Consider the following 13,217-nt stretch of genomic DNA (forward strand, 5'->3'; position numbering starts at 1 on the left):
TGCCACCAAAGCAGGAATGCCATGCGGCACATTTTGACGTCCTTTCTGGCCTTGCACTGGGCGCTGGTTTTCGCCCTGCTGGCGTTCATCTGTGTCGATGGAAACCGCGGCGTTGCGGGCGCTCTGGGCGTGCTCGGCGTCGTCGTGGAAAACACTCGCCTGGCCGATCTCGACAATGCTGCCGTCGTGGCGCCGCTGGCCATCGCCTTGCTGGTCGTGGCGGTGCTGTTTTGCTGGGTCTTCGTCGAGAGTCTGGTTAACGCCGCAGCGAGCCCGGACGGAGCCGACAGTGTGGCGCGGACCGCCTTCATTTCGGCATCCGCGGTGTTGTCGCTGATCCTGATCGGCGGCGCAGCGCGAGGCATCAACGGCCTGTTTTTGGTTGTCGCCGTGCAATTGGCGGCACTTCTGGCCTCCTATGTCGCCATGCTGGCCGAGCGGAGGTCGGTCTTCGCCGTCATGGTTTCGCGGGAGGCAGAGAGTCGCGCCACCGCCCATGCCATGGCCAAGGGTGCCGCGCACGGCTCCTTGCTGTCGCGCATTTCCGGCCGTCCGGACATTGGTCCCAGCGGTCCCAGAGGCGGCTCCAGCCGCAGGGACGGTAACTGATGCGCACGCTGTTCGCATTGTGGGCCGCGCCACTCGCTCTGTTCTGGGGCTGGTTCTTCCTGTCGCTCAACGACATCAATTTCGGCTACGTCATGCTCAGCCGGCAGCTGCATGATTTCGTGTTTCAGCTCTACGGGCAGATGCTGGGCATCGATCCGGCGATCATTCCGGGCATGGTGGCAAGGGCCTGCGTCTTTGACGGCTTCCTGCTGATGGCATTGTGGGCGTTTCGCCGCCGCCGCAACATCACGGCCTGGGTCAGGCGGCAGGCGGGGAATCCGGTTCCGTCCGATCGCGTGGGTCAAGCGACTGGAGCCGGTCCAGAACTCCCTGCAGAATAAAGGCCGCAGCCGCCGAATCGATCTTACCGGCGCGCTTTCGGCGCGAGAAATCCATCTCGATCAGCGTCCGCTCCGCCGCCACCGTCGACAGCCGCTCGTCCCACAGCACGAAGGGCAAGTCGGTTATGCCTGCCATGTTGCGCACGAAGGCGCGCGACTTCTGGGCGCGGGGACCTTCCGAGCCGTCCATGTTGATAGGAAGGCCGAGTACAAACGCGCCGACATTATCCTTCTGCAGCTGGGCGAGCAGCGCTGCCGCATCCAGCGAAAACTTTTTACGTAGGATGACAGGGCGCGGATGGGCAAAGGACAGGCCGCGGTCGGAAACGGCGACACCGATCGTCTTGTCGCCGAGGTCGAGTCCGGCCAGCGTCCTGCCGCCCTCCAGCCGTGCCGGCAGATCCTCGATTGCTATGATGCCCAACGGCTTTCCCCAACCAGTTTTACAGTGACCCAGTCTAACCGTGACCCAGACTTGCCGTCACAAAGAGCGCGACACGTTCTTTTGAACCGCGAGCACACTATGTCACTTTAATTTTGCTGCCGGCGTTCTATCTTCCGGCGCAACCAAAATCGAGGAACACGATCGATGAAATTGACCTGGTACGGACATTCCGCCTTCCGCGTCGAGACATCAGGCGCGACCATCCTGATCGACCCCTATCTCGTCGGCAACCCATCATGGACGAGCGGCTGGGAGGGGCCGGCGGAAGGCGTCACCCATGTGCTTCTGACCCACGGCCACAGTGACCATGTCAGCGGCGCGGTGGAGGTGCTGAAGAAGAGCGGCGCCCAGCTGGTCGCCAATTACGAGATCTGCATGTACCTGGTCGGCAAGGGCGTCGACGGCAAGAAGATCAATCCCGGCAATCATGGCGGCACCGTCGATTGCGGTGCCTTCACCACCACATTCGTGCAGGCACTGCATTCCTCGTCGTTTGGGCTCGATGGCGGCCAGAACGTCTACCTCGGCAATCCCAACGGGCTGGTCCTGCATTTCCCGGAGGACAAGACGCTCTACCATATGGGCGACACCGACATCTTCTCCGATATGGCGCTGATCGAGGAATTGCATGAGCCGAAGATCGGCCTCGTGCCGGTCGGCGACCGCTTCACCATGGGCGGCGCGGTGGCGGCCCTGGCCTGCCGGCGCTTCTTCCACTTCGACACCGTCGTGCCATGCCACTTCGGCACCTTCCCGATCATCGACGCGACGGCGGAGAAGTTCGTGGCCGGCCTCGAAGGATCAGGTGTCGACGTAGCCTTGCCAGCCATCGGCCAAACGATCACACTATAGAGCGATCGTTGAAACGATCCCTTGTCGCAAAGGGGAATTAAACCATGGGTTTGAGAGAGACTCTTTGCGTTTCGATGCTGGTCGCTGCGTCGCCCGCATCCGCCGCCGAGGACTTCATCAAGGGCGTTTACCTCCAGACCCAGGAGCTTTGCGCGCAAGCCAAAAAGGACACGCTGCAGACGCTGATCGACACCGGCAATGTCATCTTGTCGGCGGACGGCCTGCAAAGCGTCGAGTATAATTGCGAGTTCGTCCAGGTCACCAAGGCGACGCGCTCGCCGAGCTGGGCGGTCACTGCCATCTGCCAGGAGCCGGGCTTTCTCTTTCCCGATATACTGTCGATCACGCAGATGAACGCGACCCAAATCGACATCGTCTCGGTGCGCCCGACCGCCGACGAAGGCGAGCAGGCCGGCAATGGCGGCAGCTATTATCTGTGCGAGGGTGTATCGCTGCCCTAGGCTGAAATGCCGCCCTGGCATGAACAGGGCTCTTCCCCAAGCACGATCGATGTTGCGCGGCACGCGCCACGCCGCTATAGCGCCATCTGGTTTTCCCAAAGGCTAAAGACATGTCCGTTGATCTGCAAACTGTGAAGCGCGTCGCGCGTCTCGCCCGCATTGCGGTGAGCGAGGAGGATGCCGAGCGCATGACCGGCGAGCTGAACGCCATTCTGGGCTTTGTCGAGCAGCTGAACGAGGTCGATGTCTCCGGCGTCGAACCGATGACATCGGTGACGCCGATGGAGATGAAGAAGCGCCAAGACATCGTCACCGACGGCAACAAGGCTGCCGATATCGTCGCCAACGCGCCGGCCACTGACGAGAATTTCTTCCTCGTGCCGAAGGTCGTGGAGTAGCTGGCCGATGGCAATCGAGATCGCCATCGAAACGCCGCTGCAGGACGATGTCCGCGCTTTGGTCGAGGAGCTCAACGCGACGCTGCTCGAACTGACGCCGCCGGAGCATTGCTACCATCTGACGGTCGAGCAGATGGCCGGCGACGACACCACCGTGTTCATCGCCCGCGACGACGGGCAAGCCATCGGCTGCGGCGCGCTGAAGCGCCATGATGCCCGCGTCGGTGAGGTCAAGCGCATGTACACGCGGCCTTCGCATCGGGGCAGGAAGATCGGCGCCAAGATCGTCGAACATGTCGAAACGCTAGCGCGCAGCGAAGGGCTGAAGCGTCTGGTGCTGGAAACCGGCGACCGCCATCCCGCCGCCTGGACCGTCTATGAACGCGCCGGCTTCTCGCGCTGCGGGCCGGTGCTGGATTATCCCGATTCCGAGTGGTCGGTGTTTTACGAAAAGAGCCTTTGATGAGCGAACTGACCCATCTGACGATTTCGCAGGCGCGCGCCAAGCTGCGCGCCAAGGAGATTTCGGCCGTCGAAATCACCGAGGCCTATCTCGGTGCCATCGAGCGCGCCAATCCGGTGCTCAATGCCTACATCGTCGTCACCGGCGACAAGGCGCGCGATATGGCCAAAGCTTCCGACGCCAGGCTGGCCAAGGGCCATGGCGGTGCGCTGGAAGGCATCCCGCTCGGCATCAAGGACCTGTTCGGCACCGAAGGTATCCACACCCAGGCCTGCAGCCATGTGCTCGACGGCTTCAAGCCGCGCTACGAATCGACCGTCACCGCCAATCTGTGGGCAGACGGCGCCGTCATGCTGGGCAAGCTTAACATGGACGAGTTCGCCATGGGCTCGTCCAACGAGACCTCCTATTACGGCCCTGTCGTCAATCCATGGCGGCGTTCGCGCCTCGACACGGTGGTGATGCCGACCACGCATCAGGGCGATGGCGGTTTCGTTTCGGCCGGCGGCACCAAGACCGCGCGCACGCTGGACAATGCCCAACTGGTGCCGGGGGGCTCGTCGGGGGGCTCGGCTTCCGCCGTCTCGGCTTTCCTGTGCGCCGGCGCCACCGCCACCGACACCGGCGGCTCGATCCGCCAGCCAGCCGCCTTCACCGGCACCGTCGGCATCAAGCCGACCTATGGCCGCTGCTCGCGCTGGGGCATCGTCGCCTTCGCTTCGTCGCTCGATCAGGCGGGCCCGATCGCCCGGGACGTGCTCGATGCCGCGATCATGCTGAAGTCCATGGCCTCGGTCGACCCCAAGGACACCACTTCCGTCGACCGGCCGGTGCCGGATTACGAGGCGGCGATCGGCAAACCGATCAGGGGCATGAAGGTCGGCATTCCCCGGGAATACCGCGTCGACGGCATGCCGGAAGAGATCGAGGCGCTGTGGCAGAAGGGCATTGCCTGGCTCAGGGATGCCGGCGCCGAGATCGTCGACATCTCGCTGCCGCACACCAAATACGCTTTGCCGGCTTATTATATCGTTGCGCCCGCCGAAGCGTCATCCAATCTGGCGCGCTATGACGGCGTCCGCTACGGCCTGCGCGTGCCGGGCCAGGACATTGTCGACATGTACGAAAAGACCCGAGCCGCCGGGTTCGGTCGGGAGGTCAAGCGTCGCATCATGATCGGCACCTATGTGCTGTCGGCAGGCTATTACGATGCCTACTATCTGCAGGCGCAAAAGGTGCGTAATTTGATCAAGCGCGACTTCGAGACGGTTTTTGCCGACGGCGTCGACGTCATCCTGACGCCGGCGACGCCGTCGGCCGCCTTCGGCATCGCTGACGAGGACATGGCCGCCGATCCGGTGAAAATGTACCTCAACGACATTTTCACGGTGACCGTGAACATGGCCGGACTGCCGGGCATTGCCGTGCCTGCCGGCCTCGATGCCAAGGGCCTGCCGCTCGGCCTGCAGCTGATTGGCCGTCCCTTCGACGAGGAAACCCTGTTCCAGACAGCCGCCGTCATCGAGCAGGCGGCGGGAACCTTCCAGCCGGAGAAGTGGTGGTAGCATGCCGCCTCCGTCTCGCATTTCCATCGTCGAGACGGGAAACGAACTGCTGATCACGAACCCGCCACGCACCTCGGATTTCAGGACAGTCTTTGTCCTGATCGGGGCCGCGATCGTCGCCTACACCGGCTACATGGGATTGACGGATATGTCGTCCGCAACGCTCACCAGCGGCACGCTCGGCCTGCTGTCCTTCGTGGCGGTCATTGCCCTCTTCACCTATTTCCTGGGCAAGGATTTCATCTGGCGGGTGTTCGGCAGGGAAACCCTGCGGCTGACCGACACCGCAGCCGTGCGCTCGGTGAGGGGTTCTTTGCGAAATCGGTGGTCACTGCCTTTGAAAGGGCATCTTAGGGTCGAAATCCTCGACCACACCTATCCCACGGACGAAGTGGAACTGTCGGAAGTCATCAGCTTGACCAACGCGAACGGCGTCCTTGTTTTCGGCAGGGAGTTAAGCCGCCTCGAAGCGGAAGCGGTAGCGAGTGCGGTCGAGCACTTCACCGGCCGTCACAATTTGAGCTGGAGATAGGCAGGCAATGTTCTTCTATCTCTCCAAGATCTTCTGGTTCTTCGTCCAACCACTCAACCTGGCGATCTTCCTGCTGCTTGCCGGCTTGCTCGCGGCGCTGATCGGCCGCCGGCGATTGGCGGCGACGGGCAGTGTGTTCGCCTTCCTGATTCTGGCGCTGTCGGCCTGGACGTCGCTTGGCGCCATGATGCTCAATCCGCTCGAAGAGCGCTTCCCAAAGCCGCCGCTGCCGCGGAAGGTCGACGGCATTGTCGTGCTCGGCGGCGGCTTCGAGGGCGCCATCAACTTGGCGCGCGGCGGCTATGAGCTGAATTCCGGCGGCGACCGCATGGTCGAGGCGGCGATCCTTGCCCGGCGCTTTCCCGAGGCGAAAGTGGTTATCTCGGGCGGCACCGGTGAACTGTTCATCGATGGCGAGGGGGATGCGGCCACCGCGCCGCGGCTGCTCGGTGCGCTTGGCGTCGACGCCGATCGCCTGATGCTCGAGAGCAAATCCCGCAACACCTATGAGAATGCCGTCTTCACCAAGGAACTGGTAACGCCGAAATCGGGCGAAACCTGGCTGCTGGTGACCTCCGCCTTCCACATGCCGCGCGCCAAGGCGCTGTTCGACAAGGCCGGCTTTCACACGGTCCCGTGGCCGGTCGACTATCGCACCTCGGGCAAGGAAGGCTTTGGCCTGTTTCGCGACAACGCACCCGATTCGCTGCAGACCACGACCATGGCGATCCGCGAGTGGATCGGGCTCGCCGCCTATTGGCTGTCGGGCCGGATCGACCAGCTTTTCCCCGGCCCGGGCGGCTGACCGATCACGGCTTGCCTTGCGGCGGAAAAGAACTGACGCCGCACCAGCACTGCCAGTAGCAGCAGCGTCGACAGCACGAACACGATCGGGTCGACGAACCAGCCGAGATAGCCGATCGAGAAGAACACCGCGCGCAGGCCTGAATTGAAATGCTTGCCGGCCAGCATGTTCATGCGCGCCGCGCGCCACACCGCCGTTTCGCTGACCGGGTTGCGTGACGCCTCGCCATAGGGGATCGGCACCGCGCCGATCAGGATCGTGCAGTAGTTGAAGAGACGGTAGGCCCAGCCGAACTTGAAGAAGGCGAAGGCCAGGATCAGGACCAGGCCAAAGACCTTGATCTGAAAGGCGGAGCGCGATGAGGTCGCGTTCAACGGCAGGTCGTTCAGCACGGCAAGGACCTGATCCGAGGCGCCAAGCAGCGCGAAACAGCCACCGAGCGCAATCAGCGAACTGGAGGCGAAAAAGGCGGTGCCTTGCTGCAGGCCGCTCATGATGGCGGTGTCGACGATGCGGATTTCGCGCTCGGCCATGGTGCGCATCCAGGCCTCGCGCTGCACGTTCATGGCCATCGTCAACGACACCCGGCTGACCAGTCTGCCGTCGGACGCCAGCGTATGCAGCAACCATGCAAGCAGGAAAAAAGCCAGCGCCGCCAGATCAGCCGTCGACAGATGGAAGGAATCGCCCATGCCGCCTTTTACCACAGGCAAAGCGGTCAGTTCGATGCTCCAATGCATGCGCCCAGAGGTGAGCTGCGGTTCTGGGACAACGACATGCATTGAAACAAGAACTTAAAGCGCGTCGCATGAATCCGTTTCAGCGCGACGCGCTTTCAGCCGGTGATGTCGCTGCCGGAGCAAACAAGGTCGGCAGGTGCAGCGCCGCAATCCGCAAAACAGCACAAACATCATGGAAAGTCCTATATGTAGGTCTTGATCCCATTCCCGGAGACGGCGCAGCGTGTTTCTTTCGGTTTTCGACCTGTTCAAGATTGGCGTCGGACCGTCGAGTTCGCACACGATGGGACCGATGACAGCGGCGCGGCGGTTTCTCGACGAGATCGCCGGCGATGACTGGCCGCGCCCGGCCGGCGTCAAGGTCGATCGCATTGGCGCCAGCCTGCACGGCTCGCTCGCCTATACCGGTATCGGCCATGGCTCGGATCGCGCCGTTGTCCTCGGACTTGCTGGCCTGACACCGCAGACGGTCGATCCCGATCAGGCCGAGGGAATCGCCACGCGCATCGCCGCCGAGAAGCGGATATCGCCACGCGGCCATCCCTCCTATCGCTTCGATCCGGCGACGGATCTGGTGCTCGACCGCAAGACGCCGCTCACCGGCCACGCCAACGGCATGGCCTTCTACGCTTACGATGCCGGCGACCGGCTGCTGCTCAAGCGCATCTACTATTCCATCGGCGGCGGCTTCGTGGTGTCCGAGGAAGAGCTGCAGCGGATGAAGGTGAAGGGCTCGGTGACCACAGAAGGCAAGAAGGTGCCCTATCCCTTCAAGAATGCCGTCGAGATGCTGAAGATGGCAGGCAAAAGCGGCCTGTCTATCGCCGACATGAAGCGCATCAATGAAGAGACGCATATGTCGCGCGAGGAGCTCGACAGCGGCCTTGATGCGATCTGGGGCGCCATGAAGGGCTGCATCGACCGCGGCCTGTCGCAGGACGGCATCATGCCGGGCGGGCTGAAAGTGCGCCGTCGTGCCCGCATGCTGCACGACAAGCTGCAGGAGCAATGGCAGCAGAACAAGCCCAACCCTTTGCTGGCCAATGACTGGCTGTCGATCTACGCCATGGCGGTGAACGAAGAGAACGCCGCCGGTGGACGCGTCGTCACCGCGCCGACCAATGGCGCGGCCGGCACATTGCCGGCGGTGCTGCGTTACTGGCTGCATTTCCACCCCGAGGCCGACCAGCCGAGCATCCGCGACTTCCTGCTCACGGCCGCCGCCGTCGGCGGCATCATCAAGACCAATGCCTCGATCTCCGGCGCCGAGGTCGGCTGCCAGGGCGAGGTCGGTTCGGCCTCGGCGATGGCTGCCGCGGGTCTCTGCGCCGTCATGGGCGGCACGCCCGAGCAGGTCGAGAACGCCGCCGAAATCGCGCTCGAACATCATCTCGGCATGACTTGCGATCCAGTCGGCGGTCTGGTCCAGGTGCCTTGCATCGAGCGCAACGCGCTCGGCGCCGTCAAGGCGGTCACCGCCGCCTCTCTGGCGATCAAAGGCGACGGCGTCCATTTCGTGCCGCTCGACGCCGCGATCGAAACAATGCGCCAGACGGGCCTCGACATGAACGAGAAGTACAAGGAAACCAGCCTTGGTGGGCTCGCCGTCAATGTCGTGGAATGCTGACCGTGCAACGCCACTGGCACTGTGGAGAAGTCGGGCAGGGCCGTTGACGCAATCGCGCGCCAGACTAAACCTTAAGCGATGGCACTCAATCTCCTAAAACTGTGCGTCGGTTGCGACAGCGTCGAGGACCTCGAAGAATGGATCGCCTTCCGCCTCGATGAGCGCCGCCGCGCCGGCGAACCCGCCGAGCACTGGCACACCACCCGCATGGTGCCGACGCGCGGCGCCGAGGTCACCGATGGCGGTTCGCTTTATTGGGTGATCAAGGGCAGCGTGCAATGCCGCCAGCTGATCACTGATATCAGGCCCTTCACGGACGACGAAGGCATCGGCCGTTGCCGCCTGATGCTCGACCTCGACGTCGTGCGCACCGACTGGCAGCCGCGCCGCGCCTTCCAGGGCTGGCGTTATCTCAAACCTTCGGATGCGCCCGCAGATATCGGCAAGGGCAAGGCCGGAATGGTCGAGATGCCGCCGAAACTGAAGCGCGAGCTCGCCGATCTGGGCTTGCTGTAGAGCCAAGGGCGCGGCCGCTTCTCCCAGAGCGTCGAGCGCTGGCCCTTCATCTTGTCCAAGGCTGGACTTGCAAGGGGGCCGACAACGCCACATCTTGCTTCTTATGAGCGACAAGAAGCAGCGCGTGCCCGCAAGGGCCAGTCCTGCGCCGGTCAAGCCTCAATCCAATGCCGGCGAGATCGACGCCTTTATCCGTCAGGCCCGGACGCTTGTCGCGACCGGCACGGGCCGGCTGATCCTTGCCCTCGACGCAACGATGAGCCGCCAGCCGACCTGGGATGTCGCCGCCAAGCTGCAGGGCGAGATGTTCGACGCCGTTGGCAAGGCCGGCACCCTCAGTGTCCAATTGGCCTATTTTCGCGGGTTGGGCGAGTGCCGCTCGTCGGCTTTTGTCGCCGACACCAATGCCCTGAAGCAGCTGATGACGCGGATCGACTGCCGTGCCGGCCACACCCAGATCGGCAAGGTGCTGGCGCATGCGCTGAAGGAAACGGCGGCGGCCAAGGTCAATGCTCTGGTCTATATCGGCGACGCCATGGAAGAGGATATCGACGACCTGGCGCAGAAGGCCGGCAGCCTCGGTCTGCACGGCGTTCCCGTCTTCGTCTTCCAGGAAGGCCATGATCCCGGCGCAGAAAAGGCGTTCAAGGAGATTGCGCGGCTGTCCAAAGGGGCTTGGTTCCGATTTGATCGGCGGGCTGCCGCGACCTTGGCCGGGCTGCTTTCGGCGGTTGCCGTCTATGCGACCGGCGGATTGAAGGCGCTCGAGGCAAGGGACAGGCCGGGAGACCGGCTGCTGATCGAGCATCTCAGGGGCGGCGGGAATTGATGGGCGCTATCATTGCACTTGTTGCACTGTTTCTGGTGCTGCTCGGCGCGGCGACGATCTTTGTCCGCGCCGATGCGCAAAAACTGGCAAGCGGCATGCGCACGCTCGGGCCGGTGCTTCTGGCGCTGGTCGGGCTCGCCGTGCTGGTGGTCGGGCGCGAAGGCATTGCCGGCCTCATTCTGGCCGCGGCCCTTGCCTGGTACGGTTCGATGCGAATGAAGCGGCCGTCGCTCGGGCCGGCGCCCGGCAAGCGCTCGACGGTGCGGACCGCCGCATTGGAAATGGAGCTTGATCACGATACGGGCGGGCTTGAAGGCCTGGTTCTGGCCGGCCGCCATGAAGGCAAGATGCTGGGTGCGATGGGCCTGGCCGAGCTGCAGCAGCTTTACCGCGAACTCCCCGGCGACCCGGAGAGCCGCCAACTCCTAGAGACGTATCTTGACGGCCGTTTTCCCGTCTGGCGCAAAGACGCTGAGGCGAACGGTGGCGAAGGGCTGGGTGTTGCGCCAGGTGCGGGCGCCATGACTAAGGAGGAGGCCTACAAGATCCTTGGTCTTGAAGCGGGGGCCGCCGCGGCGGATGTCCGCAAGGCGCACCGCCGCCTGATGCAGCGCCTGCACCCCGACATCGGCGGCACGTCTTTCCTGGCGGCGCGGATCAACGAAGCCAAGGACGTCTTGCTCTCCAATCACAACTAGTCTCCTTCGACGCAGTAAATTTCCGGGAGATGGTTCCGACGCCGCCCTACTGTTGGACGGCGTAGCAGGCGATTTTCTTTTTCTTCAGGGCATTGCAGGCATTCCAGGCCGCGTCCTTCGAGCGGAAGCCGCCGAACCGGGCGCGGTAATAGGTCTCGCCATCCTTCTGGAAGGCGACGGTGAAGCCGGAAGCAGCCCCAAGAACCTTGGGCGCCTGCTTGGCGGTCTTGTCTAGGAAAGCCAGGGCTTCGGACTGCTTGGGCGACGACGCTACCTGCACCGCCCAGCCAGCCGGCACCGAGGCCGTGTTGACCGGGTCGACCCCCTGAGGGGATGCAGGCGTGGGTTCGGCATAGGCAGCCACAATCTGCGCAGTTTCGACCTTCGGCGCCGTCACGATGACGGTCTTGACCTTCCTGGTCTTGACGACGGGGGCGGGCTCTTCGACCGCGGCCACCGTCTGTTCGTCGGCAGACTGGCCTTCAGCAGACTGCTCGTCAGCGGATGTCGGATCGTCATTGGACGCTACGGCATCGTCTTCAACGATCGGCTTGCCATCGGGCGTCGGCGCGTCATGCTTGGGCAGGAAGACCTTGGCCAGCGCCTTGACCGGATTGTCGCCGCCGGCCTTGGCGACCAGGGCGCCGCCGCCGCGGGTCGATGCGCGCGGCATGTAGGCGTTGATCAGGCCGGCCATCTGATTGTCGCGGCTGCGCCCCGAAGTGCCGCCCATGACGACGGCGACGAGGCGGCGGTTGCCATCCGAAACCGACGAGACGAGGTTGAAGCCGGAGGCGCGGGTATAGCCGGTCTTGATGCCGTCGACGCCCTTGATGCGGCCGAGCAGACGGTTGTGGCCATTGATGCGCTGGCGGCCGTAAAGGAAGGAGCGCTGCGAGAAATAGCCGTAATACTGCGGATAATGTTCCCTGAGCGCTATGCCAAGCATCGCCATGTCGTGGGCGGTTGTGAACTGGCCGGGATCGGGCAGGCCGTTGGCATTGCGAAACACGGTGCCGTCCATGCCGAGCGCGCGCGCCTTGGCGGTCATCATGCGGGCGAAATTGCTTTCGCTGCCGCCGAGCAGTTCGCCGAGCGCGGTCGCCGAATCATTGGCCGACTTGGTCACCATCGACAGGATGGCGGTCTCGACCGAAACCGCTCCGCCCGCCTTGACGCCGAGCTTGGTCGGCGGTTCGGCCGCCGCTTTGGCCGAGAACGGCACGGGCGTGTTCCTGCTGATCCGGCCCTTCGCCATGGCCTCGAAGGTCAGATAGAGCGTCATCATCTTGGTCAGCGACGCCGGGTAGCGCCGGCCGTTGGCATCGGACGAATAAAGCACCTTGCCGGTCTTGGCGTCGACGACGATCGCCGAAGACCTGGCGGCCATCGAGGACGCGGCATCCGCAACGACAAATGACATCGCCAAAGCGAGGATCATGATCATTTTGAGGGAAGATGCGGATTTTGAACCGAAGACCGACAACGCCTGACGCACTGATAGTTCCTTTGAAACTCATTGCCATGGAGGCGGCAAAGGGATCCGACCTCACTTGTCGTCAAACTATCGCGGCCAGCGTTACCAATCCGTTTATGGTAACCGGCGCGTTCACCATTTTCCTCGGGCTTGAGCCTTTCTTTATTCGAATTTTAGCTGTTGCCGGCGCAGCGCGGCCTGATGCCGCTGAAATCTTGACTTTTGTGCAGCGCACAATATATTCTCGTGCATTGCACAACCGCGCTCAGGCAAGGGCGCTTCAAAACGCCAAGGGAAACGTCAAATGACCCAGACCTACGAGGACTTCTCGAAATACGGCAAGGAGTTTGCCGATACCGGATTGAAGAGCTTCACCTCGCTCTCCAAGGGCGCGCAGGCGATCGCCACCGAAGCTGGCGAATACACCAAGAAGAGCTTCGAAGCCGGCAGCGCCGCGGTCGAAAAGCTGTTCTCCGCCAAGTCGCTGGAAAAGGCGGTCGAGATCCAGTCCGACTTCGCCAAGCAGAGCTATGAGAGCTTCGTTGCCGAGGCGACCAAGTTCGGCGATCTCTATGCCGATCTCGCCAAGGAGGCTTACAAGCCCTTCGAATCGATTGTCGCCAAGGCGAAGTAATTTCGCTCGAGAATACCAGGCACGGCCTTTCGGGCTTGCAAAACAGACCCGGTCGCGGATGCGCGGCCGGGTTTTTTCATGCCAGTTTCAATTCCGGGGCTTTGGCGGTTCACGATTTTGAAAATCGCCTCGGTTTGCCCACCTAGCCATATTGTCAGCTAACAAGAAGGGCTTAAAATCGTCCATCGAACACCTACATATCGAACTCGCCATGGGGATTCGAAA

The 13,217-nt window shown here is 62.9% G+C and carries 18 protein-coding genes; 15 read left to right on the forward strand and 3 right to left on the reverse strand.

The features are described 5' to 3' along the window. The first annotated feature begins 21 nt into the window (after positions 1 to 21). Positions 22 to 609 carry a hypothetical protein gene (locus NKI32_RS09620; RefSeq protein WP_023730136.1) on the forward strand — a complete coding sequence of 196 codons (588 nt, stop codon included), beginning with the start codon at positions 22 to 24 and terminating at the stop codon, positions 607 to 609. After that, positions 609 to 950, forward strand: coding sequence for a DUF6105 family protein (locus NKI32_RS09625; RefSeq protein ID WP_023693426.1), 342 nt, complete (start codon positions 609 to 611; stop codon positions 948 to 950). The genes NKI32_RS09620 and NKI32_RS09625 overlap by 1 nt, the downstream gene beginning before the upstream one ends. On the opposite strand, the gene ruvX is transcribed toward NKI32_RS09625, so the two are convergent. Further along, on the reverse strand, positions 868 to 1,374 hold the full coding sequence (gene ruvX / locus NKI32_RS09630; RefSeq protein ID WP_023724364.1) for a Holliday junction resolvase RuvX: 507 nt from the start codon (positions 1,372 to 1,374) through the stop codon (positions 868 to 870). The genes NKI32_RS09625 and ruvX overlap by 83 nt on opposite strands. Positions 1,375 to 1,539: 165 nt before the next feature. Between ruvX and NKI32_RS09635 the strand changes: the two genes are divergently transcribed. The 7 genes from NKI32_RS09635 to NKI32_RS09665 all read left to right on the forward strand — a co-directional run bounded on the left by NKI32_RS09635 (position 1,540) and on the right by NKI32_RS09665 (position 6,471). Then, complete coding sequence (locus NKI32_RS09635) at positions 1,540 to 2,247, forward strand: metal-dependent hydrolase (RefSeq protein WP_023684673.1); 708 nt, start codon at positions 1,540 to 1,542, stop codon at positions 2,245 to 2,247. A gap of 44 nt (positions 2,248 to 2,291) precedes the next feature. Beyond that, complete coding sequence (locus NKI32_RS09640) at positions 2,292 to 2,708, forward strand: hypothetical protein (RefSeq protein ID WP_023670998.1); 417 nt, start codon at positions 2,292 to 2,294, stop codon at positions 2,706 to 2,708. A 110-nt stretch (positions 2,709 to 2,818) separates the two neighbouring features. Next, positions 2,819 to 3,106 carry an Asp-tRNA(Asn)/Glu-tRNA(Gln) amidotransferase subunit GatC gene (gene gatC, locus NKI32_RS09645; RefSeq protein WP_023670999.1) on the forward strand — a complete coding sequence of 96 codons (288 nt, stop codon included), beginning with the start codon at positions 2,819 to 2,821 and terminating at the stop codon, positions 3,104 to 3,106. A gap of 7 nt (positions 3,107 to 3,113) precedes the next feature. Then, the gene (locus NKI32_RS09650; protein ID WP_023706217.1) at positions 3,114 to 3,569 is read left to right on the forward strand and encodes a GNAT family N-acetyltransferase; all 456 of its coding nucleotides are present in this window, start codon (positions 3,114 to 3,116) and stop codon (positions 3,567 to 3,569) included. Further along, complete coding sequence (locus NKI32_RS09655) at positions 3,569 to 5,134, forward strand: amidase (protein WP_353002546.1); 1,566 nt, start codon at positions 3,569 to 3,571, stop codon at positions 5,132 to 5,134. Before NKI32_RS09650 ends, NKI32_RS09655 begins: the two co-directional genes overlap by 1 nt. A 1-nt stretch (position 5,135) precedes the next feature. Beyond that, complete coding sequence (locus tag NKI32_RS09660) at positions 5,136 to 5,666, forward strand: hypothetical protein (protein WP_023684676.1); 531 nt, start codon at positions 5,136 to 5,138, stop codon at positions 5,664 to 5,666. A 7-nt stretch (positions 5,667 to 5,673) separates the two neighbouring features. Then, the gene (locus tag NKI32_RS09665) at positions 5,674 to 6,471 is read left to right on the forward strand and encodes a YdcF family protein (RefSeq protein ID WP_023684677.1); all 798 of its coding nucleotides are present in this window, start codon (positions 5,674 to 5,676) and stop codon (positions 6,469 to 6,471) included. Here the strand turns inward: NKI32_RS09665 and NKI32_RS09670 are convergent. Then, on the reverse strand, positions 6,420 to 7,163 hold the full coding sequence (locus tag NKI32_RS09670) for a DUF599 domain-containing protein (protein ID WP_023671004.1): 744 nt from the start codon (positions 7,161 to 7,163) through the stop codon (positions 6,420 to 6,422). The genes NKI32_RS09665 and NKI32_RS09670 overlap by 52 nt on opposite strands. Positions 7,164 to 7,434: 271 nt before the next feature. Here NKI32_RS09670 and NKI32_RS09675 point away from each other — a divergent pair, with 271 nt between their 5' ends. The 4 genes from NKI32_RS09675 (at position 7,435) to NKI32_RS09690 (ending at position 10,881) form a co-directional block, all read left to right on the forward strand. Then, on the forward strand, positions 7,435 to 8,838 hold the full coding sequence (locus tag NKI32_RS09675) for an L-serine ammonia-lyase (RefSeq protein ID WP_353002547.1): 1,404 nt from the start codon (positions 7,435 to 7,437) through the stop codon (positions 8,836 to 8,838). Positions 8,839 to 8,916: 78 nt separating this feature from the next. Further along, the gene (locus NKI32_RS09680; protein ID WP_023671006.1) at positions 8,917 to 9,354 is read left to right on the forward strand and encodes a DUF1489 family protein; all 438 of its coding nucleotides are present in this window, start codon (positions 8,917 to 8,919) and stop codon (positions 9,352 to 9,354) included. Positions 9,355 to 9,457: 103 nt separating this feature from the next. After that, a complete protein-coding gene (locus NKI32_RS09685; RefSeq protein ID WP_023712359.1) occupies positions 9,458 to 10,183 on the forward strand; it encodes a hypothetical protein in 726 nt (241 codons plus the stop codon). Beyond that, positions 10,183 to 10,881 carry a DnaJ domain-containing protein gene (locus tag NKI32_RS09690; protein WP_023693434.1) on the forward strand — a complete coding sequence of 233 codons (699 nt, stop codon included), beginning with the start codon at positions 10,183 to 10,185 and terminating at the stop codon, positions 10,879 to 10,881. The genes NKI32_RS09685 and NKI32_RS09690 overlap by 1 nt, the downstream gene beginning before the upstream one ends. A 46-nt stretch (positions 10,882 to 10,927) precedes the next feature. On the opposite strand, the gene NKI32_RS09695 is transcribed toward NKI32_RS09690, so the two are convergent. Continuing rightward, positions 10,928 to 12,322, reverse strand: coding sequence for an SPOR domain-containing protein (locus NKI32_RS09695; RefSeq protein WP_502882027.1), 1,395 nt, complete (start codon positions 12,320 to 12,322; stop codon positions 10,928 to 10,930). Positions 12,323 to 12,390: 68 nt separating this feature from the next. Between NKI32_RS09695 and NKI32_RS09700 the strand changes: the two genes are divergently transcribed. Further along, entirely contained in the window at positions 12,391 to 12,666 is a 276-nt protein-coding gene (locus tag NKI32_RS09700; RefSeq protein WP_155927172.1) for a hypothetical protein, read from the forward strand. After that, on the forward strand, positions 12,663 to 12,992 hold the full coding sequence (locus NKI32_RS09705) for a phasin family protein (protein ID WP_023671011.1): 330 nt from the start codon (positions 12,663 to 12,665) through the stop codon (positions 12,990 to 12,992). Before NKI32_RS09700 ends, NKI32_RS09705 begins: the two co-directional genes overlap by 4 nt. Positions 12,993 to 13,217: the final 225 nt, after the last annotated feature.

The organism is Mesorhizobium sp. M0761 (assembly GCF_040320205.1).
Lineage (GTDB): Bacteria > Pseudomonadota > Alphaproteobacteria > Rhizobiales > Rhizobiaceae > Mesorhizobium.